The following is a 25577-nucleotide window of genomic DNA, read 5'->3' on the forward strand; positions in this document are numbered from 1 at the left end:
AGCCCCCGCCCCGGCCGAGTCAGGCCGGGTCGGCGGCCGCGGCCCCGTGGGGGTGTCAGAGCGTGCGGAGCAGGACCGAGGGGTTCTCGACGCAGTCCGCGACGTAGCGCAGGAAGCCGCCCGCCGTGCCTCCGTCGCAGACCCGGTGGTCGAAGGTCAGCGACAGCTGGACGACCTGACGGACGGCCAGCTCTCCCTGGTGGACCCACGGCTTGGGGATGATCCGGCCCACCCCGAGCATCGCCGCCTCCGGGTGGTTGATGATCGGCGTCGAGCCGTCGACCCCGAACACCCCGTAGTTGTTCAGCGTGAACGTCCCGCCGGTCAGGTCCGCCGGTGTCAGCGTCCCCTGCCGGGCGGACTCGGTCAGCCGCGCGAACTCCTCCGTCAACGACTCCGCCGTCCGCGTGTCCGCGTCCCGGACCACCGGGACGACCAGTCCGCGCGGGGTCTGGGCCGCGAACCCGAGGTGCACCGACGGCAGCCGGACGATCTCCCGGGCCGCCATGTCCACGGTGGAGTTGAGCTCCGGGAACCGGGCGAGGGCATGGGTGCAGATCCGGGCCAGCAGCGCGAGCAGCGAGATCTTGGGCCCACCGGCCGCGTTCATCGCGGCCCGCGCCGCCATGAGTTCGGTCGCGTCGGCGTCGACCCAGCAGGTCGCGTCCGGGATCTCCGTACGGCTGCGGGAGAGCTTGTCGGCCACGGCGCCACGGACCCCGCGCAGCGGAATCCTCTCCCGGCCTTCGGCCCGGGGGACCCCCATCTCGCTTCGCTCACCGACGGCGGCGACAGCCGCGGGCGCCGGCGCGGCAGCCGGAGCCGGTCGCGCGGCAGCCGTCTCGGCGGCAGCCAGAGCCGACTCCACGTCGGCGCGCAGAATCAGCCCGTCCGGACCGGACCCGCGTACCTCGCGCAGATCGAGCCCCTTGTCCCGGGCCAGCTTCCGCACGAGCGGCGATATCACCGGCACGGGGCCCTCAGGGACCGCCGGCTTCACGGGCACTGCCACCACCGGGGCCGGGGTGGCCGCGGCCTTCACCGGCGCCGCCGAGGCCGGCGTGCGGCCCGCCGCAGCGGCAGGGTTGTCGTGGCGCACCCGGCGGCGCCGGGCCGCCGGACCGGCCGTCCCGTACCCGACGAGCACATTGCCGGAGTACTCCGACGACTCGGCCGACGCGGCGTCCGCGGCAGCGGCGGAGGCGGCGGGGACTGCCGCGGACGGATCCGCTCCCCCCACCGCGACCGTCAGCAGCGGTGCGCCGACCGGCAGTTCGGTGCCCTCCTCGCCGAAGCGGGCGGTCACCACCCCGCCGTAGGGGCACGGCACCTCCACCATCGCCTTGGCGGTCTCGACCTCGACGACCGGCTGGTCGATGGCGACGACGTCACCGACGTTCACCAGCCAGCGCACGATCTCCGCCTCGGTCAGCCCCTCGCCGAGGTCCGGCAGCTTGAACTCGAGCACCTGGGCCATCAGCTCCCCGCCTCCCACTGCAGCCGCGCCACCGCGTCCAGCACCCGGTCCACGCCCGGCAGATGGTGCCGCTCCAGCATCGGCGGCGGGTACGGGATGTCGAACCCGGCGACCCGCAGCACCGGCGCCTCCAGGTGGTGGAAGCAGCGCTCGGTCACCCGCGCCGCGATCTCCCCGCCCGGTCCGCCGAACCCGGCCGACTCGTGGACCACGATCGCCCGCCCGGTGCGCCGCACCGACGCGCAGACCGTCTCGTCGTCGAACGGCACCAGCGAGCGCAGATCGACGACTTCCAGATCCCAGCCCTCGGCCCGCGCGGCCTCGGCCGCCTCCAGGCAGACGGGTACGGACGGCCCGTACGTGATCAGCGTCGCGCTGCTGCCGCTCCGCCGCACCACGGCCTTGCCGATCGGCTCCACCGCCGTCGGCGCCTCGGGCGACCAGTCGGACTTCGACCAGTACAGCCGCTTGGGCTCCAGGAAGACGACCGGGTCGTCGGAGGCGATCGCCGCCCGCAGCAGCCCGTACGCGTCCTCGACCGTGGCCGGGGCGACGACATGGAGGCCCGGGGTCGCCATGTAGTACGCCTCGGAGGAGTCGCTGTGGTGCTCGACCCCGCCGATCCCGCCGCCGTACGGCACCCGGATCACCAGCGGCATCGGCATCGCGCCGCGCGTGCGGTTCCGCATCCGCGACACATGGCTGATCAGCTGCTCGAACGCCGGGTAGGCGAAGGCGTCGAACTGCATCTCCACGACCGGCCGCAGCCCGTACATCGCCATGCCGACGGCCGTGCCCAGGATGCCGGCCTCGGCCAGCGGGGTGTCCGTACAGCGGTCCTCGCCGAACTCCTTGGCGAGGCCGTCCGTGACCCGGAAGACACCGCCGAGCGTGCCGACGTCCTCGCCCATGACGTGGACGGTCGGGTCCTCGGCCATCGCGTCGCGCATGGCCCGCTGCAGCGCCTGCGCCATCGTGGCCGGCTTGGCGGGCTTGGCCGGCTTGGCCGCCACCTGGGTCGTCATCACGCCTCGCTCTCGGCGTCGAGCTCGGCCCGCAGCTGCGCCGCCTGCTCGCGCAGCTGTGTGGTCTGCTCGGCGTAGACGTGCGCGAACAGGTCCATCGGGTCGAGGACCGGCTCGGCGTTCATCTGCTCGCGCAGCGCAGCCGCCATCGTCTCGGCGGCCTCGGCCGCCGCCCGCTTGCCGTCCTCGTCGAGCATCCCGCGCTCCGTCAGTTCCCGCTCCAGGAGCAGGATCGGGTCATGCGCCTTCCACGCCTCGACCTCGCTGTCGCCGCGGTAGCGGGTGGCGTCGTCGGCGTTGGTGTGGGCCTCGATGCGGTACGTGACCGCTTCGATCAGCGTCGGTCCGCCGCCCCGACGCGCGCGTGCCACGGCCTCGGTCAGCACCTGGTGGACGGCGACCGCGTCGTTGCCGTCGACGAGCCGGCCCGGCATGCCGTATCCGACGGCCTTGTGGGCGAGCGAGGGGGCCGCGGTCTGCTTGGCGAGCGGCACGGAGATCGCGAAGCCGTTGTTCTGCACCAGGAAGACCACGGGGGCCTGCCAGACGGCCGCGAAGTTCAGCGCCTCGTGGAAGTCGCCCTCGCTGGTGCCGCCGTCGCCGACCATGGCGAGCGCGACCACGTCGTCGCCCTTGAGCCGGGCGGCGTGGGCCAGGCCCACCGCGTGCGGGAGCTGGGTGGCGAGCGGCGTGGACAGCGGCGCTATGCGGTGCTCACGCGGGTCGTACCCGGTGTGCCAGTCGCCGCGCAGCAGCGTCAGCGCCTGGACCGGGTCGAGGCCGCGGGCGACCGCCGCGAGCGTGTCGCGGTACGAGGGGAACAGCCAGTCCCGGTCCTCCAGGGCCAGCGCGGCCGCGACCTCGCAGGCCTCCTGGCCGGTCGTCGACGGATAGACCGCCAGTCGGCCCTGCTTGGTGAGGGCCGTCGCCTGCGCGTTGTACCGGCGGCCGCGCACCAGCTCCGCGTAGAGCCGCCGCAGCAGCTCGGGGTCGGCGTCGGCCACCGCGTCCGTGCCGAGGACACGGAACGGCTCGGCGTCGGGCAGCAGCGGCGCGGGGTCGGTGCGCGGCTTCCACGCCGGGGGCGGGGTGGGCCGGTAGGCAGGGGCGACACCGGGCGGCTCTTGGACTGTCGAACTGCGCTGTTGCAACGAGTCCACCTCCTCGTGGGAGCGGGCATAAGACCCAAAGGCGGGTGGCGCGAATGTGGTGCGCCTCACCTACCGATTGTTCGGTCGTGGAGGCATTTTGGCTACAGGCACCCTCAGCCTGTGGACAATCGGTTCTCCACAGCCTGGGATAGGAGCATGTCGTCCATGGGAGAGAGGCGGGGGGACATGGCGGATGAACAAATGGCCGAGGACTGGGAGCGGGCGCTCGCCCCGAGCCCGGGCGCGGCGCCCGGCGGGGCGCCCCAGGGGCCCCAGGGCCCTCCGGCGCGCCCGCTGGACGCCATCGACCGCGACATCCTGCGCATCCTCCAGACGGACGGTCGCGCCTCGATACGCTCCGTCGCCGAGCGCGTGCACGTGTCACGGGCCAACGCGTACGCGCGGATCAACCGGCTCATCGACGACGGGGTGATCCGCGGCTTCAGCGCCCGGGTCAACCACGAGCGCGCGGGCCACGGCGCCTCCGCCTACATCACGCTCAAGATCGTCCAGAACTCCTGGCGGACGGTGCGGGAGCAGCTCCAGGCGCTGCCGGGGGCCGCGCACATCGCGCTGGTCAGCGGGGACTTCGACGTCCTGCTGCTGGTCCACACCCCCGACAACCGAACCCTGCGGGAGCTCGTGCTCACCAAGCTCCAGTCGATCCCCGAAGTGCTCTCCACCCGCACGCTGCTGGTCTTCGAGGAGACGGACCTCGACCCGGACCACTGACACCGAGCGGGCAGACGGGCCCGCGGGCGGCCTGAGAGGGCCACCTGAGGCGCCCTGTGTACCGCCTGAAGCCCTCGGGCCTCAGCGGGCCGTACGCAGCCCGTCGAACGCGAGGTGCACGACGGTGTCGGCGAGCTGCTCGCGCACCGCGTCGGCGCCCGGGTGCGGCCGGTACCACTCCACCAGCGAGTTGATCATGCCGAAGAGCAGCCGGGTGGCCAGCTTGATGTCCACATCGGCCCGCAGGTCCCCGTCGGCCACGGCCGCCTTCAGCAGCTCGGCCACCTTCTGGTCGAACTCCCGGCGCCGCTCCATCGCCCACCGCTCGGTGTCGGTGTTGCCCCGGACCCGCAGCAGCAGCGTCACGTACGGAAGCTCCGCCATCAGCACCTCGACGGTGCGCCGGGTCACGTACTCGACCCGCTCGATGGCACGCCCGCGCCCCGCGCCCGGCTCGTCCAGGATCGCGAAGAGCCCGTCGATGGCCCGGCTGACGGCCCGCCGCAGCAGCTCCTCCTTGCCCGCGACGTGGTGGTAGATCGAGGACTTGGAGATGCCGGCGGCCTTGGAGAGGTGCTCCATGGACGTGCCGTCGTAGCCGCGCTCGTTGAAGACCCGTACGGCGACGGAGAGCAGCGTCTCCGGGGTGTACGTGTCGCGCTTCGCGGTGGTCATGCCGTCGCCTCCGCACCGGCCGCGGCCTGCTCCGCTTCGGCCTCGGCCCGCTCGGCGGCGACCCGGCGGCGCAGCGCCTGCGAGGGGGCGTAGCGGCCCGTCGGGTACTCCTCGTGGAGGTTCGAGAGCGTCTCGAGGACCCAGCCGGCCCCCAGCTCCTCGCCCCAGGCGAGCGGCCCGCGCGGGTAGTTCACGCCGAGCCGCATCGCGGTGTCGATGTCGTCGGCCTCCGCCACCGCGCGCGCGGCGGCGTCGAAGGCGAAGTCGGCGAGCATCGCGACCGTACGGGCGACGATCATGCCGGGGACGTCGCGGATGACACTGACGTTCGCGCCGGCCGCCTGGAAGAGGCCGATCGCCTCCTGAAGGGAGCGGTCGTCCACGGTCGCGGCGGGTGCGAGCACGATCCGCTCGCAGGTGGAGAAGTCCAGCGCCAGGTCGAAGTGGATGACCGGCATCTCGGCGTCGTCGGCGGAGGTCCCGTCGGCGAGGAACAGCCGGGTGCCGCTCGGCAGCTCGATCCAGCCCGGGTAGCCGGGCACGGCGTCGTCCCCGAGGTCGACCCCCACGGCGGATTCCTCGATCCGCGCCACCAGACCGCGCGCCTGGTACAGATCCCCCTGGACCGTCACCCTGGCCGGCGGCCGGGCGGGCGGCGCGGTGTGCGGCTCGGGGGCCGCCGCGCCCTCCCCGTACGGGAACCAGCCGTGCCCCGACTTGCGGCCGAGCCGCGCCGACTCGACCAGGCGCCGCTGGGCGAGGGAAGGGGTGAACTTGGGGTCCTGGAAGAAGGAGTCCCACACGGACCGGGTGACGGCCTCGTTCACGTCCTGGCCGATGAGGTCGGTCAGCTCGAAGGGCCCCATACGGAAGCCGCCGCACTCGCGCAGGGCGGCGTCGATGGTGGCCGGGTCGGCCGCGCCCTCCTCGTACGCCCGCAGCGCCTCCGCGTAGAAGGGCCGGGCTATCCGGTTGACAATGAAGCCGGGGGTGTCGGCGCAGCGCACCGGCGTCTTGCCCCAGCTCTTCGCCGTCTCGTACGCGCGCGTGGCGGCGGATGCGTCGGTGGCGAAGCCGCTGACGACCTCGACGAGCGGGAGCAGCGGGGCCGGGTTGAAGAAGTGCAGCCCGACGAACCGGCCGGGCAGCCGCAGCCCCCCGGCGATCGCGGTGACGGAGAGGGAGGAGGTGTTGGTGGCGAGGAGGGTGTCGTCCCCGACGATCTTCTCCAGCTCGGCGAAGAGCTGCTGCTTGACCGGCAGGTGCTCGACGATCGCCTCGACGACGAGCGCGGCGTCGGCCAGGTCGGCCAGGTCGGCCGCGGCGTGCAGCCGGGCCACGGCGCCGTCGCGCTCGGCCCGGTCCATCCGCCCCTTCTCGACGAGGCGGTCCAGGCGGGCGGCGAGGGCGGTCACGGCCTCCTCGGCCCGGCCGGGGGCGCTGTCGTAGAGGCGTACGGGATGGCCCGCGACCAGCGCGACCTGCGCGATTCCCTGGCCCATGGTCCCCGTGCCGACGACGGCGACGGTCCGGCTCCGGTCGATGACGACGGCGCCGTGCTCCGGCGCGGAATCCGACCCGGCGCCCGGCACGGAGTCGCTCACATTGGCGGTCATACGACTGATCCTCCCCGATGGGTTGTCCACAGCTTCGACAGACCCCCTTGTCCCGACCGATCGTTCGGTTACTCTAACTCTGTCCGTCCCTTACTGCCCAGCTCGACGAGGAGTTGGTCCTGCAATGGCCGCCGCTCAGCTGACCACCGACGCCCTGGCCGAAAGGCACCGGTCCACACTCGACCAGGCACTCGACACCATCCGCACCCGTGCCTACTGGTCGCCCCACCCCGAGCACCCGAAGGCCTACGGCGAGAACGGCTCGCTGGACGCCGCCGCCGGTCTCGACGCGTACAAGGCGCTGCTCGACACCCGCTTCGAGCTGGACCAGCCCGGTACCGACGGCTGGACCGGTGGCGAGACCTCGCCGTACGGCCCGGCGCTCGGCGTGGAGTACCCCCACGCCGACATCGACGTCCTGCTGCCCGCGATGCGCGCCGGCATGGGCGCCTGGCGCGAAGCCGGTCCCGAGGCCCGCGCCCTGGTCTGCCTGGAGATCCTCGCCCGGATCTCCGCCCGCACCCATGAGTTCGCTCATGCCGTGATGCACACCAGCGGCCAGGCCTTCATGATGGCGTTCCAGGCAGGCGGCCCCCACGCGCAGGACCGCGGCCTGGAGGCGGTGGCGTACGCGTACGCGGAGCAGACCCGCACCCCCGGCGGCACCGCCCCCTGGTCCAAGCCGCAGGGCAAGCGCGACCCGCTGGAGCTGACCAAGCAGTTCACCCCGGTCGCCCGCGGCATCGCGCTGGTGATCGGCTGCAACACCTTCCCGACCTGGAACGGCTACCCCGGTCTGTTCGCCTCCCTGGCCACCGGCAACGCCGTCCTGGTCAAGCCGCACCCCCGGGCCGTCCTCCCGCTGGCGCTCACGGTCCGCGTCGCCCGCGAGGTGCTCGCCGAGGCGGGCTTCGACCCGAACCTGGTCGCCCTGGCCGTCGAGCGACCCGGCGAGGGCATCGCCAAGACCCTGGCCGTCCGCCCCGAGATCCGGATCATCGACTACACGGGCTCCACCGCCTTCGGCGACTGGCTGGAGGCCAACGCCCGCCAGGCCCAGGTCTACACCGAGAAGGCCGGCGTCAACACGGTCGTCGTCGACTCCACCGACGACTACAAGGGGATGCTGTCCAACCTGGCCTTCTCCCTGTCCCTCTACAGCGGCCAGATGTGCACGACCCCGCAGAACCTGCTGATCCCCCGCGACGGCATCAGCACCGACGCGGGCACCAAGTCGTACGACGAGGTCGTCGCCGATCTCGCCGCGGCGGTCGGCGGGCTGCTGGGCGACGACGCCCGGGCGAACGCCCTGCTCGGCGCGCTGGTCAACCCCGACGTGAAGGCACGTCTGGAGGCCGCGGCCGGCCTGGGCGAGGTGGCGCTGCCCTCCCGCGAGGTGGCGAACCCGGACTTCCCGGACGCTGTCGTCCGTACGCCGGTCATCGTCAAGCTGGACGGTTCCAAGCCCGACACCGAGGCCGCGTACTTCTCCGAGTGCTTCGGCCCGGTCTCGTTCGCCGTCTCCGTCGACTCGACCGCCGACGCCCTCGAGCTGCTGCGGCGCACGGTCCGCGAGAAGGGTGCGATGACGGTCGGGGCGTACACCACCTCGCCCGACACCGAGCGCGCGATCGAGGAGGTCTGCCTGGAGGAGTCGGCCCAGCTGTCGCTGAACCTGACGGGCGGCGTCTACGTCAACCAGACGGCGGCGTTCTCCGACTTCCACGGCTCCGGCGGCAACCCGGCCGCGAACGCTGCGCTGTGCGACGGGGCGTTCGTCTCCAACCGCTTCCGGGTGGTGGAGGTCCGCCGCCAGGCGTGAACCACGGCTCGCGGAGGCCCTACGGGGCCTCCGCGACCCCGCCCGGGCCGTCGATCCCGCCCGGGCCGTCGATCTCGGCGTATCGCTGCACCCACGCGTGCATCGCGATCGCGGCCGCGGCCCCCGCGTTGATCGACCGGGTCGAGCCGAACTGGGCGATCGAGCAGACCATCTCCGCGTGCGTGCGGGCCTCCTCGGTGAGGCCCGGCCCCTCCTGGCCGAACAGCAGCACACAGCGCCGCGGCAGCACGGTCCGCTCCAGCGGCACCGCGCCCGGCAGATTGTCGATACCGATGATCGGCAGGCCCTCGGCCGCGGCCCACGCGGTCAGGGACTCGGTGTCCGGGTGGTGGCGCACATGCTGGTAGCGGTCCGTGACCATCGCCCCGCGCCGGTTCCAGCGCCGCCGACCCACGATGTGGATCTCCTGCGCCAGGAAGGCGTTGGCGGTCCGCACCACCGACCCGATGTTGAAGTCGTGGCCCCAGTTCTCCACCGCGACATGGAAGCCGTGACGGCGGGTGTCCAGGTCGGCGACGATCGCCTCCCGCGTCCAGTACCGGTACCGGTCGACGACGTTGCGCCGGTCCCCGCCGGCGAGCAGCTCGGGGTCGTAGCGCTCGCCGTCCGGCCAGGGCAGCGGATGCGGCCCGACGCCGACCTCGGGGGCGTACCCGTCGTCGTACTGGATCGGCTCGGCCTGTTCTGCGGTGCTCACCCCACGAGGGTACGGGGGGCGGGTTCCTGGCCCGCACGGCGCTGGTCGGGCAGCTCGGCACGCGGCCGGGACAGCAGCCGGTCCCTGCCGCGCCCCACGCGCGTGCCCAGCCAGACCAGGAACGCCGTCGGCAGGAACACGGCGTCCGCGGAGATCATCGCGAGCGAGAACAGGGGCAGTCCGAGGAGCAGGGCGATCCCCGCGTGCTCCAGCATCATCGCCACCAGCAGGACGTTCTTGACCTTGCGGTTGAACAGGGTGAAGGGGAAGGCGACCTGGATCAGCACGGTGCCGTAGGTCAGCAGCATCACCATCACGCTGCTGGAGCCGAGCAGATCCGACAGGGCGGGCCACGGTGAGAAGTAGTCCAGCTTGAGCGGGTAGTACAGCGCGGTGCCGTCCTGCCAGCGCGAACCCTGGATCTTGTACCAGCCGGCCGTGGCGTAGATCAGACAGACCTCGGCCATGATCACGACGAGTGTCGCGTTGTGGGCGAGGTTGGCGAGGACGTCGAGGAGCGTGCGCGGCTCGCCCGGGGCGTAGCGGCACACCACCCACCACAGCGCCTGCGCCAGCCACAGCACCCACATCAGCACCAGCAGCCACGCCGAGCCGGTGACACCGAGGAAGTACGTGCCGGCGAGCAGGAAGCCGCCGAGCACGACCCACAGCAGCGGTCCGATGACGTCGCGGCGGGGCGCCAGACCTTCGGACGCCCGCCGGGCCTCCCGTGCGGCCCGGCGGGCGTCCAGGGACCAGACCTGGCCGCAGCGGGTCAGCACGAGATAGATCGCGGCGAGATGGATGACGTTGTCGCCGCCGTCGCCCACGAAGACGGAGCGATTCTGCAGGGACAGCACGCCGACCATGAAGACCACCGACATGGCGCGGGTGCGCCAGCCCAGCAGGAGCAGGGCGGCGGAGAGCACGGCGAGCACGTAGACGATCTCGAACCAGAGCGCGCTGTCCGACCACATCAGCGCGGTGAAGGCGCTGTTGTCGGAGATCAGCTGCCGGCCCATCTCCCAGGACCAGGGGCTGTCGGGGCCGTAGAGCTGATGGCGGTGGGGCAGCTCGCGGAGGAGGAAGAGCAGCCAGGTGAGCGAGAAGCCGATGCGGATGACCGCGCTCTGGTACGGGCCGAGGGCGCAGGCCGTCACCCGCTGGACGGCCCGCGCGAGCCGCCGGTCGAAGGGCTCACGCGGCACGCCACGGCAGGGCGCCGCGTGGCTGCCGGGGGCGATGGGGACCACGTGGTCGCCGGGGCCGGCCTTGGCGGGGGCCTGCTGCGCGGGGGCCTGCGACGCCGGGGCCTGCTGCGCGGGGCCCTGCTGCGCCGGCAGCTGGTTCACGAGCGGCTGGTTCGCGGGCGGCTGGTTCGCGGATGGCTGGTTCACCGGCCCGCCTCCGTACGGTCGTCCTGGGCCTCGCCGGGCAGATCGGCGGCGGTCACTGTCCACCACGGGAACTGCCGGCGGACGGGGTCTGTGTCGGTCTTCTCGGTGCTCCACGACGGGGCCGCGATGGGACGGGCGGTCGAGCGGAGCTGAATCCGCTCCACCGTGCCGCCGAGGCGCTGCTCGTCGAGGCGAAGCATGACGATCCGGCGGACATAGCTCTCGGAGAGCCGGCCGCGCAGGCCGTCGGGCCGATGATCCTCGCTGTGGGTGTTCACGTAGAAGTCCCACGCGCGGCGGAGCTGGTTCTGCTCCACATGGCTGGGGAGGAGGTTGCCACGAATGGCCTCGGCGTCCTGCGCGGTCAGATCGATCCAGCCGGTGGTGCGCCGAGAGCCGTCGTCGCCGGCGACCTGCGCGCGGACCTGGACGCCGACGTTCTGCTGGAGCGGGTTGGGCGCGAAGAGCTTCCAGTTCTGCTCGAACTCGGGATAGACCCAGTCGTCGACGGCCGCTCCGTGCTGCTTGGTCAGCGTGTTCGACGGCGCGACGTGCAGAAACACCATCGCGAGGTGGACGCAGGCGAAGACCCCGACGACGGCCAGTGCGACGGCCGCGACGACCTGGTACGGAAGCGAGAGCGAGGCGATCCCGGCGCCCGCCGGGGACGCCGATCCGGTGGCGTGGCGCCCCTCGCGCGCGCCCGCGTCGTCGTACGAGTCCATCCCGCCCCGATCCCGATCGGTCCACCCCGGTTATCCACAGGGTTGACACCATACGGGCCGTCGACCGACCATTGAAGTCATTCAACCGAACGATCGGTCGGTAGGGGGTCCGATGACCACAGGGACGTCAGCGACAGCAGTGACCGCGGAGGCACGGGACACACGGTCCGTGCAGGACGCGGACACGGCGGCGACCCAGGCCGCCTACGAGGCGGTGTTCGACGCCGCCGTCGCCGCCGACGAGCGCATCGAGCCACGCGACTGGATGCCCGACGCCTACCGGGCGTCCCTCGTCCGCCAGATCGCGCAGCATGCCCACTCCGAGATCATCGGCATGCAGCCCGAGGCCAACTGGATCACCCGCGCGCCCTCGCTGCGCCGCAAGGCGATCCTCATGGCCAAGGTCCAGGACGAGGCCGGCCACGGGCTGTACCTGTACAGCGCGGCGGAGACCCTCGGCACCGGGCGCGACGAGCTCCTCGACAAGCTCCACTCCGGCCGCCAGAAGTACTCCTCGATCTTCAACTACCCCACGCTGACCTGGGCAGACGTCGGCGCGATCGGCTGGCTCGTGGACGGCGCCGCCATCACCAACCAGGTCCCGCTCTGCCGCTGCTCCTACGGCCCGTACGCCCGCGCGATGGTCCGCATCTGCAAGGAGGAGTCCTTCCACCAGCGCCAGGGCTACGAAGCCCTGCTCGCCCTCTCCCGCGGCACCGAGGCCCAGCACGCCATGGCCCAGGACGCGGTGAACCGGTGGTGGTGGCCCTCCCTGATGATGTTCGGCCCCCCGGACGACGAGTCCGCGCACTCCGCCCAGTCCATGGCCTGGAAGATCAAGCGCCACTCCAACGACGAGCTGCGCCAGCGGTTCGTCGACATCGCCGTCCCCCAGGCCGAGGCCCTCGGACTCACCCTCCCGGACCCGGACCTGCGGTGGAACGAGGAGCGCGGGCACTACGACTTCGGGCCCATCGACTGGGACGAGTTCAAGAACGTCCTCAAGGGCAACGGGCCCTGCAACGAGCAGCGACTCAGCAAGCGCCGCCAGGCCCACGAGGACGGCGCCTGGGTCAGGGAAGCCGCCGCGGCATACGCCGACAAGCACGCACAGCAGCAGAAGCACGGGGAGGCACGCGCATGAGCACCGACGGATGGCCCCTGTGGGAGGTGTTCGTGCGCTCGCGCCGCGGACTGTCCCACACCCACGCGGGCAGCCTCCACGCGCCGGACGCCGAGATGGCCCTGCGCAACGCCCGCGACCTGTACACCCGCCGCAACGAAGGCGTCTCGATCTGGGTGGTCCCCTCCGCCGCGATCACCGCCTCCTCTCCCGACGAGAAGGACCCCTTCTTCGAACCGTCGGCCGACAAGCCCTACCGCCACCCGACGTTCTACGAGATCCCCGAGGGAGTGAAGCACCTGTGACCGCGCAGACCACCGCGACCGCGGCCGCCGCCCTCGCCCTCGGAGACGACGCACTCGTCCTCTCCCACCGGCTGGGGGAGTGGGCCGGCAACGCCCCCGTCCTCGAAGAGGACGTCGCCCTCGCCAACATCGCGCTCGACCTCCTCGGCCAGGCACGCGTCCTGCTCTCCCTCGTCGGCGACGAGGACGAGCTCGCCTACCTCCGCGAAGAGCGGGCCTTCCGCAACACCCAGCTCGTCGAGCAGCCCAACGGCGACTTCGCCCACACCATCGCCCGCCAGCTCTACTTCTCCACCTACCAGCGGCTCCTGTACGGGCAGCTGGCCACGGGCGACGGGCCGCTGACCGGACTCGCGGCCAAGGCCGTCAAGGAAGTCGCCTACCACCAGGACCACGCCGAGCACTGGACCCTGCGCCTCGGCGACGGCACCCCCGAGAGCCACGAGCGGATGCAGCGAGCCTGCGACGCGCTCTGGCGCTACACCGGCGAGCTGTTCCAGCCCGTCGACGGCCTCGACGTGGACCACGAAGCCCTGCAGAGCGCCTGGCTCGACTCCGTCACCACCGTCCTGGAGCAGGCCACGCTCACGGTCCCCAGCGGGCCCCGCACCGGCGCCTGGGCCGCCGGAGCCGGCCGACAGGGTCTGCACACCGAATCCTTCGGACGGATGCTCGCCGAGATGCAGCACCTGCACCGCAGCCACCCGGGGGCGACGTGGTGACGACGACGATGACGGACCTGGAGCGGGAGCTGAGCCGGATCGCCGGCGCCGTCCCCGACCCGGAGCTGCCCGTCCTCACCCTCCAGGAACTCGGCGTCCTGCGCGGCGTCCAGGTCCTCGGCCCGGGCCGCGTCGAGGTCGAACTGACCCCCACGTACACCGGCTGCCCCGCCATCGAGGCCATGTCCGCCGACATCGAGCACGCCCTCCACGAGCACGGCGTACCCGAGGTCTCCGTCGTCACCGTCCTCGCCCCCGCCTGGTCGACGGACGACATCAGCGACGAAGGACGGCGCAAGCTCGCCGAGTTCGGCATCGCCCCGCCCCGCCCCCAAGGCCCCGCCGGCGGCCCCGTCGCCCTCACCCTGGCGATCCGCTGCCCGCACTGCGGCTCCACCGATACCGAACTGCTCAGCCGGTTCTCCTCCACCGCGTGCAAGGCGCTGCGCCGCTGCACGGCCTGCCGCGAACCGTTCGACCACTTCAAGGAGTTGTAGATGCTGTCCTCAGGCGCCGGACGGGCCGGGTTCCATCCGCTCCGGGTGAGCGAGGTCGAGCAGCTCACGGACGACTCGGTGGCCGTCACCTTCGCGGTCCCGCCCGAGCTGCGCGAGGCCTACCGCCACACCCCCGGCCAGCACCTCGCCCTGCGCCGCACCGCACAGGACCGCGAGGAGATCCGTCGCACCTACTCGATCTGCGCCCCCGCCGCCCCCACGGGGGAGCCCGTCCTGCGCGTCGGCATCCGACTCGTCGACGGCGGCGAGTTCTCCACGTACGCCCTCAAGGAACTGGCCGTCGGCGACACCGTCGAGGTCATGGAGCCGATGGGCCGCTTCACCCTCGCCCCCCGCCCCGGACACTTCGCCGCCGTCGTCGGCGGCAGCGGCATCACACCGGTCCTGTCGATGGCGGCGAGCCTCCTCGCACAGGAAGCGGACGCCCGGTTCTGCCTCGTACGGAGCGACCGCACCGCGTCCTCGACGATGTTCCTCGACGACGTCGCCGACCTCAAGGACCGCTACCCCGACCGCTTCCAGCTCGTCACCGTGCTCTCCCGAGAGGAGCAGCAGGCGGGCCTCCCGTCCGGACGCCTCGACCAGGAACGGCTCACCGGCCTGCTCCCCGCTCTCCTACCGGTCACCGACATCGACGGCTGGTTCCTGTGCGGCCCGTTCGGCCTCGTGCAGAGCGCCGAACGCGCCCTGCGCGGACTCGGCGTCGAACGCACCCGGATCCACCAGGAGATCTTCCACGTCGACGACGGCTCGGCACCCGCCCCGGCACCCGCCGTCGGCGCACCCGTCCACGCCACCCTGACCGCGACCCTGCACGGCCGCTCCGGCAACTGGCCGGTACAGGAAGGCGAAACACTCCTCGAAACCGTCCTCCGCGCACGGGCCGACGCCCCCTACGCCTGCAAGGGCGGCGTGTGCGGCACCTGCCGCGCCTTCCTGGTCGACGGTGAGGTGCGGATGGACCGCAACTTCGCCCTGGAGCCGGAAGAGACCGAGGCCGGATACGTCCTGGCCTGCCAGTCCCACCCGGCCACCGCGGAAGTGGAGCTCGACTTCGACCGCTGACGGTCGGCCCGCGGCCATTCCCTTCGCCTAGAACCTGTTCTATCTTGACGATCCGTCAGATGGGCAACGGGAGGGAACGGCCGTGGACTTCACCTTCACCGAGGAGCAGCAGGCCGCCGTCGAGGCGGCCAAAGCGGTCTTCTCCGGCGTCACACCCGACGGCGTACCGAGCCCCGCGCTCACCCCCCACGCCGTCGCCGACGACTTCGACCGACCCCTCTGGTCCCGCCTCGCCACGGCCGACCTGCTCAGCCTCGTCCTCGCCCCCGAACACGGCGGCGCCGGCCTCGACACCATCGCCCTCTGTCTCGTCCTGCGCGAATCCGCCCGCGTCCTCGCCCGCGTGCCGCTCCTGGAGACCAGCGCGGTCGCCATGACCATCCAGCGCTACGCCACCGACGCCACAGCAGCCGAACTCCTCCCCCGCGTCGGCGGCGGCCAACTCGTCCTCACCGCCGCCTCCAACGGGCGCACCGGCCACGACCCCGCCGAACTCGCCGTCACCGCCCACCGCGACGGCACCGACTGGATCCTCGACGGCCTCCAGAGCGCCGTCCCCTGGGCCCACGGCGCCGACCGCATCGCCGTCCCCGCCCACACCGCCGACGGCGGCACCGTCCTCGCCCTGCTCCCCCGCACCCACCACGGCCTCACCCTGGCCGAGCAGTACTCCACGAGCGGCGAACTCCTCGCCGAACTCCACCTCGACTCCGTACGCCTCGACAGCACGGACGTCATCGACGCCGACGGCGCCTGGGAATGGCTGCGCGGCGTCCTCGCCACCGGAACCTGCGCCCTCGCCCTCGGCCTCGGCGAGAACGTCCTCGCCATGACGAGCCAGTACACCGGCAAACGGGAACAGTTCGGCCACCCCGTGGCCACCTTCCAGGCCGTCGCCGTCCAGGCCGCCGACCGCTACATCGACCTGCGCGCCATGGAAGTCACCCTCTGGCAGGCCGCCTGGCGCATCAGCAGCGGAGCCGGCGGACCACTACCCGCCGCCGCGGACATCGCCGTCGCCAAGATCTGGGCATCGGAAGGCGTCCGCCGCGTCGTACAGACCGCCCAGCACCTCCACGGCGGCTTCGGCGCCGACACCGACTATCCCCTGCACCGCTACCACGCCTGGGCCAAACAGCTCGAACTCGCCCTCGGCCCCGCCGCCGCCCACGAGGAAGCCCTCGGCGACCTGCTGGCCGCCCACCCCCTCGGCTGACGCCGAACTACAGCACGAAGCCCGGGCTGCCGTCGTTCGCCACGACCGGCCGCCCGGCACCATCCCAGGCGAGCATCCCGCCGTCGACGTTCACCGCGTCGATCCCCTGCTGCACCAGATACTGCGTGACCTGCGCCGAACGGCCACCGACCCGGCACATCACATACGCGCGACGCCCCTCGGCCACCGCCTCGGTCACCTCACCGAAACGCGCCACGAAGTCGCTCATCGGCACATGCAGCGCGTCCACGACATGACCCGCCGCCCACTCGTCGTCCTCCCGGACATCCAGCACCAGGGCATCGGCCGGCACGGAGGCCGCTTCCACCGAGGGCAGCGGGGCGAAATTCATGGGACAGGCCTTCTCTCATCGGCAACCGCGGTCTTTCGAAAAACCTACTGCACCAGCGCGGCCAGCTCCGCCTCGCGCTCGGAGACCTGCGCGAGCAGCTGCTCGGCGATCTCCACCAGCAGCTGGTCCGGGTCGTCGGGCGCCATCCGCAGCATCGCGCCGATCGCACTCTCCTCCAGCTCCCGCGCCACCACGGTCAGCAGCTCCTTGCGCTGCGACAGCCACTCGAGACGCGCGTACAGCTCCTCGCTCTCGCTCAGCAGCTCCTCCTCGGGCACCGGACCCGCGGCCCACTCCGCGGACAGCTCCCGCAGGAGCGCGACGTCACCGCGCGCGTACGCGGCGTTCACCCGCGCGATGAACGCGTCGCGCCGCTTGCGCTCGTCCTCGTCCCGCGCGAGATCCGGGTGCGCCTGGCGGGCCAGCTCGCGGTACAGCTTCCGGGCGTCCTCGCCGGGCCGGACCCGCTTGGGCGGCTGCACCGGCTGCTCGGTCAGCATCGCGGCGGCCTCGGGGGACAGCCCGTCGGAGTCGATCCAGTCGTGGAAGAGCTCCTCGACGCCGGGCATCGGCATCACGACCGCCCGCGCCTCCTGCGCCCGCCGAAGATCCTCCGGATCCCCGGTCCTGGCCGCCCGCGCCTCGGCGATCTGCGCGTCCAGCTCGTCGAGCCGGGCGTACATCGGGCCGAGCTTCTGGTGGTGCAGCCGGGAGAAGTTGTCCACCTCGACCCGGAACGTCTCCACCGCGATCTCGAACTCGATCAGCGCCTGCTCGGCCACGCGCACGGCCTTCTCCAGCCGCGCCTCGGGCCGCTCCGCACCGGCCTCACCACCCGCGCCCGCGCCCGGGTCCACGTCCTGGTCCACGCCCACGTCCTCGCTCCGGTCCGTCACCCCACCAGCCTACGATCCCCGGGGGCCCCTCCCCCCTCCCTCCCCCGCCCCGCCCCCGTCCCCCCGTGGCCGGCGCCGCCCCGCGTCGGGCAGGCGTCGGCCGTCACACTCCGAGCTCGGCCGCTATGCGGCCGCTGTTCACCGCTGCGACCAGGTCGCCGTGGTCCGCCGTGGTGCGGTCCGCATAGGCGACGGCGAAGGTCGCGATCGCCTCGTCGAGCTCCTCGTTCTTGCCGCAGTAGCCGGCTATCAGGCGCGGGTCGGCGCTGTGGGCGTGCGCGCGGGCCAGCAGGGCGCCGGTCATGCGGCCGTAGTCGTCGACCTGGTCCGGGGTGAGGGCGGCGGGGTCGACGCTGCCCTTGCGGTTGCGGAACTGGCGCACCTGGAAGGGGCGCCCCTGGACCGTGGTCCAGCCGAGCAGGATGTCGCTGACGACCTGAATCCGCTTCTGTCCCAGGACCACACGCCGTCCCTCGTGTCCCGGGGACGGCACGGTGAAGCCGACGGCCGGAAGGTGGGGGAGCAGGGCCGAGGGCCGTGCCTCCTTCACCTGGAGGACCAGTGGCTCGCCGCGGTGGTCGAGGAGCAGCACGACGTACGAGCGGGTGCCGACGCTGCCGGTCCCGACGACGCGGAAGGCGACGTCGTGGACGGCGTACCGGGCGAGCAGCGGCAGCCGGTCCTCGGACACGGTGGCCAGATAGTCGCCCAGGGAGGCGGCGACCGCCGCCGCTTCCTGGTCCGGTACGCGGCGCAGCACCGGCGGCGCGTCCACGAAGCGCCGACCGCCGCCCTCGGCGTCGGTCACGGACTCGGTCGACTTGGCGGCGAACCGCGCGCTGGTGTTGTTCCTGGCCTTCTCCGAGACCCGTTCGAGGGTGCCGAGCAGGTCGCGGGCGTCGGTGTGCGAGACGAGTTCTTCGTCGGCGATGGCGTTCCAGGCATCGAGGGCGGGGAGCCTGGCCAGCAGGCGCATCGTGCGGCGGTACGCGCCGACGGTGTCGAAGGCGGCGGCCCGGCAGGTGTCCTCGCTCGCTCCGACTTCCCGTCCGGCGAGCACGAGGGAGGTGGCGAGCCGCTTGAGGTCCCACTCCCATGGCCCGACGACGGTCTCGTCGAAGTCGTTGAGGTCGATGACGAGACGGCCGCGGGCGTCGCCGTAGAGGCCGAAGTTGGCCGCGTGCGCGTCGCCGCATATCTGGGCGGCGACGCCGGTGACGGGGGAGCCGACGAGGTCGTGGGCCATGAGTCCGGCGGAGCCGCGCAGGAACGCGAAGGGGCTGGCCGCCATCCTTCCGACGCGTATCGGTGCGAGTTCCGGTACGCGGTCCCGGCTCGACTCCTCGACCGCCCGGACGGCGTCGGGCCGGTCGGTGGTGGGCGTCAGCGTGCTGTGCTTGGAGCGCGGGACGCGCTCGCGCAGGGCCTTGCCCTGTTCCTTGGGGGTGTCCGTCGCCCCTGCGGCTGCCCGCTGCGCGAACCCGGGCACGTGCGGAACGCGTCCGCTGTCCGTACCTCGCTGTTCCGGTACCACTGCCCGGATCTCGCCCATGGGACGTCCTCCCCCGACTTCGTGTGACGCTGTCCAACATCAACTGGCCATGACGGTACCGCCGGGCTCGGCGGCCCGTCTTCCCCTGTGGACAACGGCCTGTGGACAAACGTCACACCGCGACGGCCTCCGCCATCTCCTCCTCCATCTCCTCCTCCGCCGCGGCTGTCTCGACGCCGGTCCTCGTCGCGGCGGGGCGGCGGCGTGCCTCGGCCACCCCGGCGCAGGCCGTCACGACGATCCCGGCGAGGAACCACAGCGCGAGGACGAGGAGCTGTCCGCCGAGCCCGTTGCCGTCGAAGTAGACATGGTCGCGGACGCCCTCGACGAAGCCGGCACCGTTCCAGAAGGCGTGCAGGGCCGCGAAGAAGCCGGGCTGTAGTTCGGGGCGGTAGATGCCGCCGGAGCTGGTGAAGTTGAGCATGACGAACAGGACCATCACGCCGAGGGTGGTCCAGCGGCGGAGGAAGGTGTGGAGCCCGACTCCGATCAGCAGGATGCCGGCCGAGTACAGCCACGACATCGCCCAGACTCCGCCGATCCCCTGGTCGACGAGGTGGAACATCGGGCCGGCGAAGACCGTGCCGATGAGGCTGACGACGAGTGACATTCCGGCGGCGAGCAGGGCGCGGATCCGCAGGGGCAGGACGGCGCCCGCGCCGCCGATCACGGCGACGGAGGCGTACGAGCCGATGCTGAGGGCGACGAGCAGGAAGAAGATGCCCTGTCCGGTGGGGTCGCCGTCGGAGACGGGGGCGACGTCGGTGACCTTCAGGGGTGCGTCCTGCTCGGCCGCGACCTTGGTGAAGACCTTCTCGACGGCCATGGCGCTGGTGTCCGACGAGGCGGAGGCGACGAGCAGTTCGGGGCGGGCGCCCGGGACGTAGGCGCCGTAGGTGGACTGTTCGCGCAGTGCGGAGACGGCGGTCTCCCGGTCGGCGACGGTACGGACGTCGAGTGCGCCGGCGCCCTTGTCGTTCAGGGTCTGGGCGAGGACCTGGGCGGTGGGACCGGAGCCGACGACGTCGACGCGCAGGTCGTGGGGTTGGGGGGCGTGGAAGGCGCCGAGGTAGGCGAGTCCCATGCCGACGCACATGAGCAACGGGGTGAGCAGATGCCCGAGGACGTGCCGCAGCGCACCCGTCGATGCCGATGTCGTTCCCGCGGACACGGGCAAGCACCTCCATGGTTGGCTTTTACAACTAAACAACCGTTGTACTATACAACTGAAATCGGACCGAGTAAGCACACCGAGCACACCGGGGATCCCGGGGACCCCAAGGAGCGCACCATGACCGAAGCCCCGACCAACCCCGCCCCGGCCGAAACCCCGACCGACGCCCCGCGCGAGACATCGGTCGACACCATCCAGCGGGAGCTGACGGCCTTCGCCCGCCGGGCCCGCGCCGCGGCCGCCCGGCTCCATCCCGAGCTCCCGCTCGTCTCGTACACGCTGCTCGCGCACATCGACGACCAGCACGGCTGCCGCGCCACCGACCTCGCCGCCCACTATCTGCTGGACAAGTCGACGGTCAGCCGCCAGGTGGCCGGCCTGGAAAAACTCGGCCTGGTCGAGCGCCGGCCGGACCCCGACGACCACCGCGTCCAGGTGCTGCACCCGACCGGGGCGGGCACCCGCGTCCTCGCCTCCACCCAGGCGAGCCGTCTCGCCGCCTACCAGGAGCGCCTGAAGGACTGGTCGGCCGAGGACCTGGCCCGGTTCGCCGCGTACCTGCTCCGCTACAACGCAGCCGGCGCGGCCGGCCTCCCCGACAGCCCCGACACCCCTCACACGCCCCCTGAGGGCCGCTAGAGCCCGGCGTCGCGCGCCAGCAGCGCCGCCTGCACCCGGTTCTCGCATCCCAGCTTGGCCAGGATCCGGCTGACGTACGTCTTCACCGTGGCCTCGCTCATGTGCAGCCGCCGCCCCGCGTCCGCGTTGGACAGCCCCTCACCGAGCAGCGCGAGCACCTCGCGCTCCCTCTCGCTGAGCGCCGCCACCCGCCCCCTGGCCTGCTCGGCGCGCGCCACCTCCCGCCCCGAGGCCAGCTGCTCCACCACATGCCGGGTGGCGGCGGGTGAGAGATAGGCGTCTCCCGCCGCCGCGGCCCGTACCGCCCGGATCAGCTCGGCCGGCGCCGTGTCCTTGAGCAGGAACCCGGCGCCCCCGTGTTCCAGGGCCCGCAGGACGTTCTCCCGCTCGCCGAAGGTCGTGAGCACGATCACCTTCGTCGCGGGCGCCGCCCGGCGCAGCTCGGGCAGTGCGGAGAGCCCGTCGAGCACCGGCATCTGGATGTCGAGGAGCACGACGTCGGCGGCGTGCGCCCGCGCCTGCTCGACCGCCTCCCGCCCGTTCGCGGCCTCCGCCACCACCTCGATGTCCTGGTCCGAGGTGAGGATCATCCGGATCCCGGCCCTGATCAGCGGCTCGTCATCGGCGACCACGACCCTGATGCGCTGCCCTGCCACAGCTACTCCCCAACGGCTACCGGTTCAGGCGGGTCAGCGCTAGCGCTTGACCTCGTACGACTTCTTCTCGATCAGCTTGCCGTCCTTGAAGCAGAACCGGAAAACCGGCTCGGCCTCCGCGCTTTCCGCCACCTCCGAGGACATCAGCACGAGGCACTTCGATCCCTCGGGCTCCTCGGGCCCCTTGCCGTGCAGCCCGGCGGTGGCGATGGTGTCGCCGGTGGGCAGCTTGTCGCGGACCTCCTGCTCGGCCATGCCCACCTTGACCGCGCGGTACTCGCCCGGGTCGATCATGCCCTTCTCCAACGCCCCCACCATGAAGTAGATGGCGAAGCCCCCCGCCACCAGCAGCAGCACCACGGCCGCGAAGGCGATCCCGCATCCCAGCGCGACTCCGCCGCCCTTGCTCCTGCCCCCGCGCATCGCCATCGCCAGCTCCCGTTCCGTGAACGTCCAGTCGGCGGGCCCGACCGTGACCGGACCAAGGTCGTGCACCAGGGGCCTCGTCGACTGCTGGCGGAAGTCGTCGGCCTCATCGACCAAAGGCGCTGCTTCGACCACCCCGTAGGGGAGCACGCCGGCGACCCGGAACCCGCCGCCGTCGGCCGGGCCGGCGTGGACCATGCCGCCGACGAGCCGGGCCCGCTCGTACAGCCCGGTCAGCCCCTGCCCGCCGCTCACCACGTCCTGCGGAGGGGTCGCGACCGACTCGTTGACGATCTCGACGACGAAGGAGTCCGGTTCGTACCGCACCTCGACGTCGATCGGCGCACCCGGCGCGTACTTGTAGGCGTTGGTGAGGGCCTCCTGGACGATCCTGTACGCGGCGTGGTCGGCGGCCGGCGGCAGGGGCTGGTACTCCCCGCGCCGCCGCAGCTCCACCCGGTTCCCCGCGGCCCGTGCCACCTCGACGAGTCCTTCGATACCGGCGGTCCCCCGCGCCGCCCGTCCCGATTCGTCGCCGGCCCGCGCCGGCACGGCGGGCGCCGCCTCGGCCGGTGCCTCGACGCCGTCGCGCAGGATGCCGACGACCTCGCGCAGCTCGTGCATGGCGGTCACCGACGCGTTGCGCAGGACCCCGACCACCTCGCGCTGCCGGTCGGTCAGCTCCCGGTCCACCTCCAGGGCTCCGGTGTGCACCGAGATCAGCGCCAGCTGGTGCCCGAGGCTGTCGTGCATGTCCTGGGCGATCCGCTGCCGTTCGCGCAGCCGCGCCTGCCCCGCCACCATCACGCGTTCCCGCAGCAGTTGGGCGTTGCGCTCCTGCAGCGCGTGCAGCAGGGTCCTGCGCTGGGTCCAGTACCGGTTGGCGAGGCCGGGTGCCAGCGTCGTCGCCAGGTAGTACAGCGTCGACGTGAACACGATGGTCAGGGACCGCTGCAGGTCCCAGATGTCCAGCACGCTCGCGATGATGTTCAGTACGTACGCGACGGTGAACGCGATCAGCGCCCGCCCGGCGCCCGCGATGTACCGGCCGGCCGACCAGCCGACGAGGATCAGCAGGACCAGGAAGCCGGGGACGAGCGGGGCGAGCCCGCCGGTGACGATGAGCACGGTCGAGGGAATCCGGCGGCGCAGCAACGACAGCACCGCGGAGGCCAGGCCCACGCCGGCGAGCTCCCAGCCGGCGCCGCCGAGGAGTTCCTCGGTGCCGGCGGCCAGCAGTGCCATGACGACGGCCAGCACCACCTCGCCGGCGGTCCTGCGCCGCGACCACATGCCGGGCGTCGCGAACCATTTCCATGCGGCGCCGATCCCGGCCCTGATCTTCGAAGTCGCGTCCACGCTCGCACCCTAGGCAGCGCCCCGCCCCGCCCGCGGCTCTCTTTCGTCTCCCCCCACCGCGACGAACGTCTCACCCCGAACCCGAGCCTCAACCCCCGAGCCCCGGCCACCCGCCGGCCACGCCGCACAACGCGGAAGCCCCGTAGGTCGATGACCTACGGGGCTTCCGTCTGGTGCGCGAGGGGGGAGTTGAACCCCCACGCCCTTGCGGGCACTGGAACCTGAATCCAGCGCGTCTGCCTATTCCGCCACCCGCGCATTGGGTGTGCTCCGGGCTCCCTCACCTTTCGGTGCGAGCGCCTGGCGACATCTGAAGATTAGCACGTCGCAGACCGTGGATTCACATCCGTTTGTTTGGCCCCCTCCCCGAAGGAACAGGGTCAGACGGAGAGCAAGGCGAACAGCCGGACGAACCCCCGGACGAACCTCCGGCCGGGGCCACAGCGTGCCCGGCACACAGCGACCCGGGGACGCACGGACAAGGACGCACAGACAAAGAAGGGAGACTCGGCGTGAACGAGGAGCCGACGGGTAACGGGAGGAACGGGACGGACCACCCCCGTCGCCCTGCCCCACTCCTCCTGCTCGCTCCCCGGGTGCGGGACACTGTCCAGGGGCCCCCTCTACGATCCGTGGGGAAGGTCTGTGAGAGGTGACACTCGTCCACAGGGCAGAGAAGGGGAACCAGCCGATTTCCCGACGCGTGGATACGATCAGTAAGCAGTACCAGGACGACAACGACGGAGGAGGTGCCCCATGGGAGTCCTGAAGCGTTTCGAACAGCGGCTCGAAGGCCTGGTCAACGGCACCTTCGCCAAGGTCTTCAAGTCCGAGGTCCAGCCCGTCGAGATCGCGGGCGCTCTCCAGCGCGAATGCGACAACAACGCAACGATCTGGAACCGCGAGCGGACCGTCGTCCCCAACGACTTCATCGTGGAGCTGAGCACGCCGGACTACGAGCGCCTCAGCCCGTACTCGGGCCAGCTCGGCGACGAGCTCGCCGGCCTGGTCAGGGACTACGCCAAGCAGCAGCGCTACACCTTCATGGGCCCCATCAAGGTCCACCTGGAGAAGGCCGACGACCTCGACACCGGTCTGTACCGGGTGCGCAGCCGCACCCTCGCGTCGAGTTCGTCACAGCACGCGTCGCCGCACGCCTCACCGCAGCAGGCCCCGGCCGCCGGCCCCCCGCAGGGCCGCGCACCCGGCGGCTACGGCTACCCCCCGGCCGGTGCCCCGCCGATGCCCGCGGCCCCGCCGCCGGGCGCGGCCGGTGTGCAGCGGCCGGGCCAGGCGCCCGCCGCCGGCCGTCCCACCGCCGGTGGCCCCGGCCCCATGCCCGCCTCCGGCGCCCAGGTGCGCCGGTGGATCGAGATCAACGGCACCCGCCATCAGATCTCCCGCCCGACCCTGGTCCTTGGCCGCAGCACCGACGCGGACGTGAGGATCGACGATCCCGGCGTCTCCCGCCGGCACTGCGAGATCCGGACCGGAACGCCCTCGACGATCCAGGATCTCGGATCCACCAACGGCATCGTGGTGGACGGGCAGCACACCACCCGCGCTACGCTCCGCGACGGCTCGCGGATCGTCGTGGGTAGTACCACCATCGTTTACCGGCAAGCCGAAGGGTGAAGCGGGGGCAATGTCAGAGCTGACCCTGACGGTCATGCGGTTGGGTTTCCTGGCCGTTCTGTGGCTGTTCGTCATCGTGGCCGTCCAGGTCATCCGCAGCGACCTGTTCGGCACGCGTGTCACGCAGCGCGGTTCGCGCCGCCAGGACGCCCGTCCGCAGCAGAACGCACGCCAGGCGGCCGCCGCGCCGCCGCAGCAGCGCGGGCAGCAGAACGCGGGCGGTGGGCGGCAGCGCCGCGGCGCCCCGACCAAGCTGGTCGTCTCCGAGGGCACCCTCACCGGCACGACGGTCGCCCTGCAGGGGCAGACCATCACGCTGGGCCGGGCCCACGACTCGACGATCGTGCTGGACGACGACTACGCCTCCAGCCGCCATGCCAGGATCTACCCGGACCGGGACGGCCAGTGGATCGTCGAGGATCTCGGGTCCACCAACGGCACGTATCTCGACCGGACCCGCCTCACCACCGCCACACCGATTCCGCTGGGCGCGCCGATCCGCATCGGCAAGACCGTCATCGAGCTGCGGAAGTAGTACGACAATGAGCGAGCGGAGCGAGCGGGCCGAGGCGGTCCCCACGGCGGGCCGCGCGGCGGACCG

Annotated in this window: 25 protein-coding genes and 1 tRNA gene; 11 read left to right on the forward strand and 15 right to left on the reverse strand. The window is 72.1% G+C overall.

Annotated elements, in window-relative coordinates; all coding sequences use genetic code 11:
• Window positions 1–55 precede the first annotated feature (55 nt).
• Genes ACFV9D_RS09065 through pdhA form a run of 3 tightly spaced genes read right to left on the reverse strand, consistent with a single transcriptional unit; the run spans window position 56 to window position 3662 of the window.
• Window positions 56–1477: a dihydrolipoamide acetyltransferase family protein gene (locus ACFV9D_RS09065; RefSeq protein WP_385143230.1), complete on the reverse strand. Its 1422-nt coding sequence runs from the start codon at window positions 1475–1477 to the stop codon at window positions 56–58.
• Window positions 1477–2502, reverse strand: coding sequence for an alpha-ketoacid dehydrogenase subunit beta (locus tag ACFV9D_RS09070; RefSeq protein ID WP_385143233.1), 1026 nt, complete (start codon window positions 2500–2502; stop codon window positions 1477–1479). Before ACFV9D_RS09070 ends, ACFV9D_RS09065 begins: the two co-directional genes overlap by 1 nt.
• Complete coding sequence (pdhA, locus tag ACFV9D_RS09075; RefSeq protein ID WP_385143836.1) at window positions 2502–3662, reverse strand: pyruvate dehydrogenase (acetyl-transferring) E1 component subunit alpha; 1161 nt, start codon at window positions 3660–3662, stop codon at window positions 2502–2504. The genes ACFV9D_RS09070 and pdhA overlap by 1 nt, the downstream gene beginning before the upstream one ends.
• A gap of 177 nt (window positions 3663–3839) precedes the next feature.
• On the opposite strand from pdhA, the gene ACFV9D_RS09080 reads away from it, so the two are divergent.
• A complete protein-coding gene (locus ACFV9D_RS09080) occupies window positions 3840–4385 on the forward strand; it encodes an Lrp/AsnC family transcriptional regulator (protein WP_385143236.1) in 546 nt (181 codons plus the stop codon).
• A gap of 81 nt (window positions 4386–4466) precedes the next feature.
• Here ACFV9D_RS09080 and ACFV9D_RS09085 read toward each other — a convergent pair whose 3' ends face one another.
• Window positions 4467–5060, reverse strand: coding sequence for a TetR/AcrR family transcriptional regulator (locus tag ACFV9D_RS09085; protein WP_385143239.1), 594 nt, complete (start codon window positions 5058–5060; stop codon window positions 4467–4469).
• Window positions 5057–6676, reverse strand: a complete 1620-nt coding sequence (locus ACFV9D_RS09090) for a 3-hydroxyacyl-CoA dehydrogenase (RefSeq protein ID WP_385143242.1) — start codon at window positions 6674–6676, stop codon at window positions 5057–5059. Before ACFV9D_RS09090 ends, ACFV9D_RS09085 begins: the two co-directional genes overlap by 4 nt.
• A 124-nt stretch (window positions 6677–6800) precedes the next feature.
• On the opposite strand from ACFV9D_RS09090, the gene paaN reads away from it, so the two are divergent.
• A complete protein-coding gene (gene paaN, locus ACFV9D_RS09095) occupies window positions 6801–8498 on the forward strand; it encodes a phenylacetic acid degradation protein PaaN (protein WP_385143245.1) in 1698 nt (565 codons plus the stop codon).
• A gap of 19 nt (window positions 8499–8517) precedes the next feature.
• On the opposite strand, the gene ACFV9D_RS09100 is transcribed toward paaN, so the two are convergent.
• The 3 genes from ACFV9D_RS09100 to ACFV9D_RS09110 all read right to left on the reverse strand — a co-directional run bounded on the left by ACFV9D_RS09100 (window position 8518) and on the right by ACFV9D_RS09110 (window position 11338).
• Window positions 8518–9216, reverse strand: coding sequence for a TrmH family RNA methyltransferase (locus ACFV9D_RS09100; RefSeq protein WP_385143248.1), 699 nt, complete (start codon window positions 9214–9216; stop codon window positions 8518–8520).
• The gene (locus ACFV9D_RS09105; protein ID WP_385143838.1) at window positions 9213–10424 is read right to left on the reverse strand and encodes an HTTM domain-containing protein; all 1212 of its coding nucleotides are present in this window, start codon (window positions 10422–10424) and stop codon (window positions 9213–9215) included. The genes ACFV9D_RS09100 and ACFV9D_RS09105 overlap by 4 nt, the downstream gene beginning before the upstream one ends.
• 185 nt (window positions 10425–10609) lie before the next feature.
• The gene (locus ACFV9D_RS09110; RefSeq protein ID WP_385143251.1) at window positions 10610–11338 is read right to left on the reverse strand and encodes a DUF5819 family protein; all 729 of its coding nucleotides are present in this window, start codon (window positions 11336–11338) and stop codon (window positions 10610–10612) included.
• Window positions 11339–11450: 112 nt separating this feature from the next.
• Here ACFV9D_RS09110 and paaA point away from each other — a divergent pair, with 112 nt between their 5' ends.
• The 6 genes from paaA (at window position 11451) to ACFV9D_RS09140 (ending at window position 16287) form a co-directional block, all read left to right on the forward strand.
• A complete protein-coding gene (paaA, locus tag ACFV9D_RS09115; RefSeq protein WP_385143254.1) occupies window positions 11451–12482 on the forward strand; it encodes a 1,2-phenylacetyl-CoA epoxidase subunit PaaA in 1032 nt (343 codons plus the stop codon).
• Window positions 12479–12766: a 1,2-phenylacetyl-CoA epoxidase subunit PaaB gene (paaB, locus tag ACFV9D_RS09120; protein ID WP_331918405.1), complete on the forward strand. Its 288-nt coding sequence runs from the start codon at window positions 12479–12481 to the stop codon at window positions 12764–12766. The genes paaA and paaB overlap by 4 nt, the downstream gene beginning before the upstream one ends.
• Window positions 12763–13488 (forward strand): 1,2-phenylacetyl-CoA epoxidase subunit PaaC, encoded by a 726-nt coding sequence (gene paaC / locus ACFV9D_RS09125; RefSeq protein WP_385143258.1) that lies wholly within the window; start codon window positions 12763–12765, stop codon window positions 13486–13488. Before paaB ends, paaC begins: the two co-directional genes overlap by 4 nt.
• An 8-nt stretch (window positions 13489–13496) precedes the next feature.
• Window positions 13497–13985, forward strand: coding sequence for a 1,2-phenylacetyl-CoA epoxidase subunit PaaD (gene paaD / locus ACFV9D_RS09130; RefSeq protein WP_385143840.1), 489 nt, complete (start codon window positions 13497–13499; stop codon window positions 13983–13985).
• Window positions 13986–15071, forward strand: coding sequence for a 2Fe-2S iron-sulfur cluster-binding protein (locus tag ACFV9D_RS09135; protein ID WP_385143261.1), 1086 nt, complete (start codon window positions 13986–13988; stop codon window positions 15069–15071).
• A gap of 82 nt (window positions 15072–15153) precedes the next feature.
• The gene (locus ACFV9D_RS09140) at window positions 15154–16287 is read left to right on the forward strand and encodes an acyl-CoA dehydrogenase family protein (protein WP_385143263.1); all 1134 of its coding nucleotides are present in this window, start codon (window positions 15154–15156) and stop codon (window positions 16285–16287) included.
• A 7-nt stretch (window positions 16288–16294) separates the two neighbouring features.
• Here ACFV9D_RS09140 and ACFV9D_RS09145 read toward each other — a convergent pair whose 3' ends face one another.
• From ACFV9D_RS09145 to ACFV9D_RS09160, 4 genes are all read right to left on the reverse strand, one after another.
• Entirely contained in the window at window positions 16295–16639 is a 345-nt protein-coding gene (locus ACFV9D_RS09145; RefSeq protein WP_385143266.1) for a rhodanese-like domain-containing protein, read from the reverse strand.
• A 44-nt stretch (window positions 16640–16683) separates the two neighbouring features.
• Window positions 16684–17514, reverse strand: coding sequence for a hypothetical protein (locus tag ACFV9D_RS09150; protein WP_385143842.1), 831 nt, complete (start codon window positions 17512–17514; stop codon window positions 16684–16686).
• A 124-nt stretch (window positions 17515–17638) separates the two neighbouring features.
• Entirely contained in the window at window positions 17639–19087 is a 1449-nt protein-coding gene (locus ACFV9D_RS09155; protein WP_385143268.1) for a DUF2252 domain-containing protein, read from the reverse strand.
• Between the two features lie 112 nt (window positions 19088–19199).
• Complete coding sequence (locus ACFV9D_RS09160; protein ID WP_385143270.1) at window positions 19200–20258, reverse strand: hypothetical protein; 1059 nt, start codon at window positions 20256–20258, stop codon at window positions 19200–19202.
• Between the two features lie 120 nt (window positions 20259–20378).
• Here ACFV9D_RS09160 and ACFV9D_RS09165 point away from each other — a divergent pair, with 120 nt between their 5' ends.
• Window positions 20379–20900 (forward strand): MarR family winged helix-turn-helix transcriptional regulator, encoded by a 522-nt coding sequence (locus ACFV9D_RS09165; protein ID WP_385143273.1) that lies wholly within the window; start codon window positions 20379–20381, stop codon window positions 20898–20900.
• Here the strand turns inward: ACFV9D_RS09165 and ACFV9D_RS09170 are convergent.
• The 3 genes from ACFV9D_RS09170 to ACFV9D_RS09180 form a co-directional block, all read right to left on the reverse strand.
• A complete protein-coding gene (locus ACFV9D_RS09170; RefSeq protein WP_385143276.1) occupies window positions 20897–21556 on the reverse strand; it encodes a response regulator in 660 nt (219 codons plus the stop codon). The genes ACFV9D_RS09165 and ACFV9D_RS09170 overlap by 4 nt on opposite strands.
• A gap of 39 nt (window positions 21557–21595) precedes the next feature.
• Window positions 21596–23275, reverse strand: a complete 1680-nt coding sequence (locus ACFV9D_RS09175) for a histidine kinase (protein ID WP_385143844.1) — start codon at window positions 23273–23275, stop codon at window positions 21596–21598.
• A 237-nt stretch (window positions 23276–23512) separates the two neighbouring features.
• Window positions 23513–23599 (reverse strand) — tRNA-Leu (locus tag ACFV9D_RS09180).
• Between the two features lie 498 nt (window positions 23600–24097).
• Between ACFV9D_RS09180 and ACFV9D_RS09185 the strand changes: the two genes are divergently transcribed.
• Entirely contained in the window at window positions 24098–24976 is an 879-nt protein-coding gene (locus ACFV9D_RS09185; RefSeq protein ID WP_385143279.1) for an FhaA domain-containing protein, read from the forward strand.
• 10 nt (window positions 24977–24986) lie between these two features.
• Window positions 24987–25511, forward strand: coding sequence for an FHA domain-containing protein (locus tag ACFV9D_RS09190; RefSeq protein ID WP_361849502.1), 525 nt, complete (start codon window positions 24987–24989; stop codon window positions 25509–25511).
• Window positions 25512–25577: the final 66 nt, after the last annotated feature.

Origin of the sequence: Streptomyces sp. NPDC059875, from assembly GCF_042731085.1 — a bacterium.
Lineage (GTDB): Bacteria > Actinomycetota > Actinomycetes > Streptomycetales > Streptomycetaceae > Streptomyces.

Excerpts from the sequence above, each read along its gene's own strand:
- paaB (WP_331918405.1), top strand. The coding sequence starts at position 12,479 with ATGAGCACCGACGGATGGCCCCTGTGGGAGGTGTTCGTGCGCTCGCGC.
- paaA (WP_385143254.1), top strand. The coding sequence starts at position 11,451 with ATGACCACAGGGACGTCAGCGACAGCAGTGACCGCGGAGGCACGGGAC.
- ACFV9D_RS09190 (WP_361849502.1), top strand. The coding sequence starts at position 24,987 with ATGTCAGAGCTGACCCTGACGGTCATGCGGTTGGGTTTCCTGGCCGTT.
- ACFV9D_RS09070 (WP_385143233.1), bottom strand. The coding sequence starts at position 2,502 with ATGACGACCCAGGTGGCGGCCAAGCCGGCCAAGCCCGCCAAGCCGGCC.
- ACFV9D_RS09175 (WP_385143844.1), bottom strand. The coding sequence starts at position 23,275 with ATGTGGTCGCGGCGCAGGACCGCCGGCGAGGTGGTGCTGGCCGTCGTC.
- ACFV9D_RS09165 (WP_385143273.1), top strand. The coding sequence starts at position 20,379 with ATGACCGAAGCCCCGACCAACCCCGCCCCGGCCGAAACCCCGACCGAC.
- ACFV9D_RS09090 (WP_385143242.1), bottom strand. The coding sequence starts at position 6,676 with ATGACCGCCAATGTGAGCGACTCCGTGCCGGGCGCCGGGTCGGATTCC.
- ACFV9D_RS09080 (WP_385143236.1), top strand. The coding sequence starts at position 3,840 with ATGGCGGATGAACAAATGGCCGAGGACTGGGAGCGGGCGCTCGCCCCG.
- paaN (WP_385143245.1), top strand. The coding sequence starts at position 6,801 with ATGGCCGCCGCTCAGCTGACCACCGACGCCCTGGCCGAAAGGCACCGG.
- ACFV9D_RS09065 (WP_385143230.1), bottom strand. The coding sequence starts at position 1,477 with ATGGCCCAGGTGCTCGAGTTCAAGCTGCCGGACCTCGGCGAGGGGCTG.
- ACFV9D_RS09135 (WP_385143261.1), top strand. The coding sequence starts at position 13,986 with ATGCTGTCCTCAGGCGCCGGACGGGCCGGGTTCCATCCGCTCCGGGTG.
- ACFV9D_RS09145 (WP_385143266.1), bottom strand. The coding sequence starts at position 16,639 with ATGAATTTCGCCCCGCTGCCCTCGGTGGAAGCGGCCTCCGTGCCGGCC.
- ACFV9D_RS09185 (WP_385143279.1), top strand. The coding sequence starts at position 24,098 with ATGGGAGTCCTGAAGCGTTTCGAACAGCGGCTCGAAGGCCTGGTCAAC.
- ACFV9D_RS09155 (WP_385143268.1), bottom strand. The coding sequence starts at position 19,087 with ATGGGCGAGATCCGGGCAGTGGTACCGGAACAGCGAGGTACGGACAGC.
- paaD (WP_385143840.1), top strand. The coding sequence starts at position 13,497 with ATGACGGACCTGGAGCGGGAGCTGAGCCGGATCGCCGGCGCCGTCCCC.
- ACFV9D_RS09110 (WP_385143251.1), bottom strand. The coding sequence starts at position 11,338 with ATGGACTCGTACGACGACGCGGGCGCGCGCGAGGGGCGCCACGCCACC.
- ACFV9D_RS09085 (WP_385143239.1), bottom strand. The coding sequence starts at position 5,060 with ATGACCACCGCGAAGCGCGACACGTACACCCCGGAGACGCTGCTCTCC.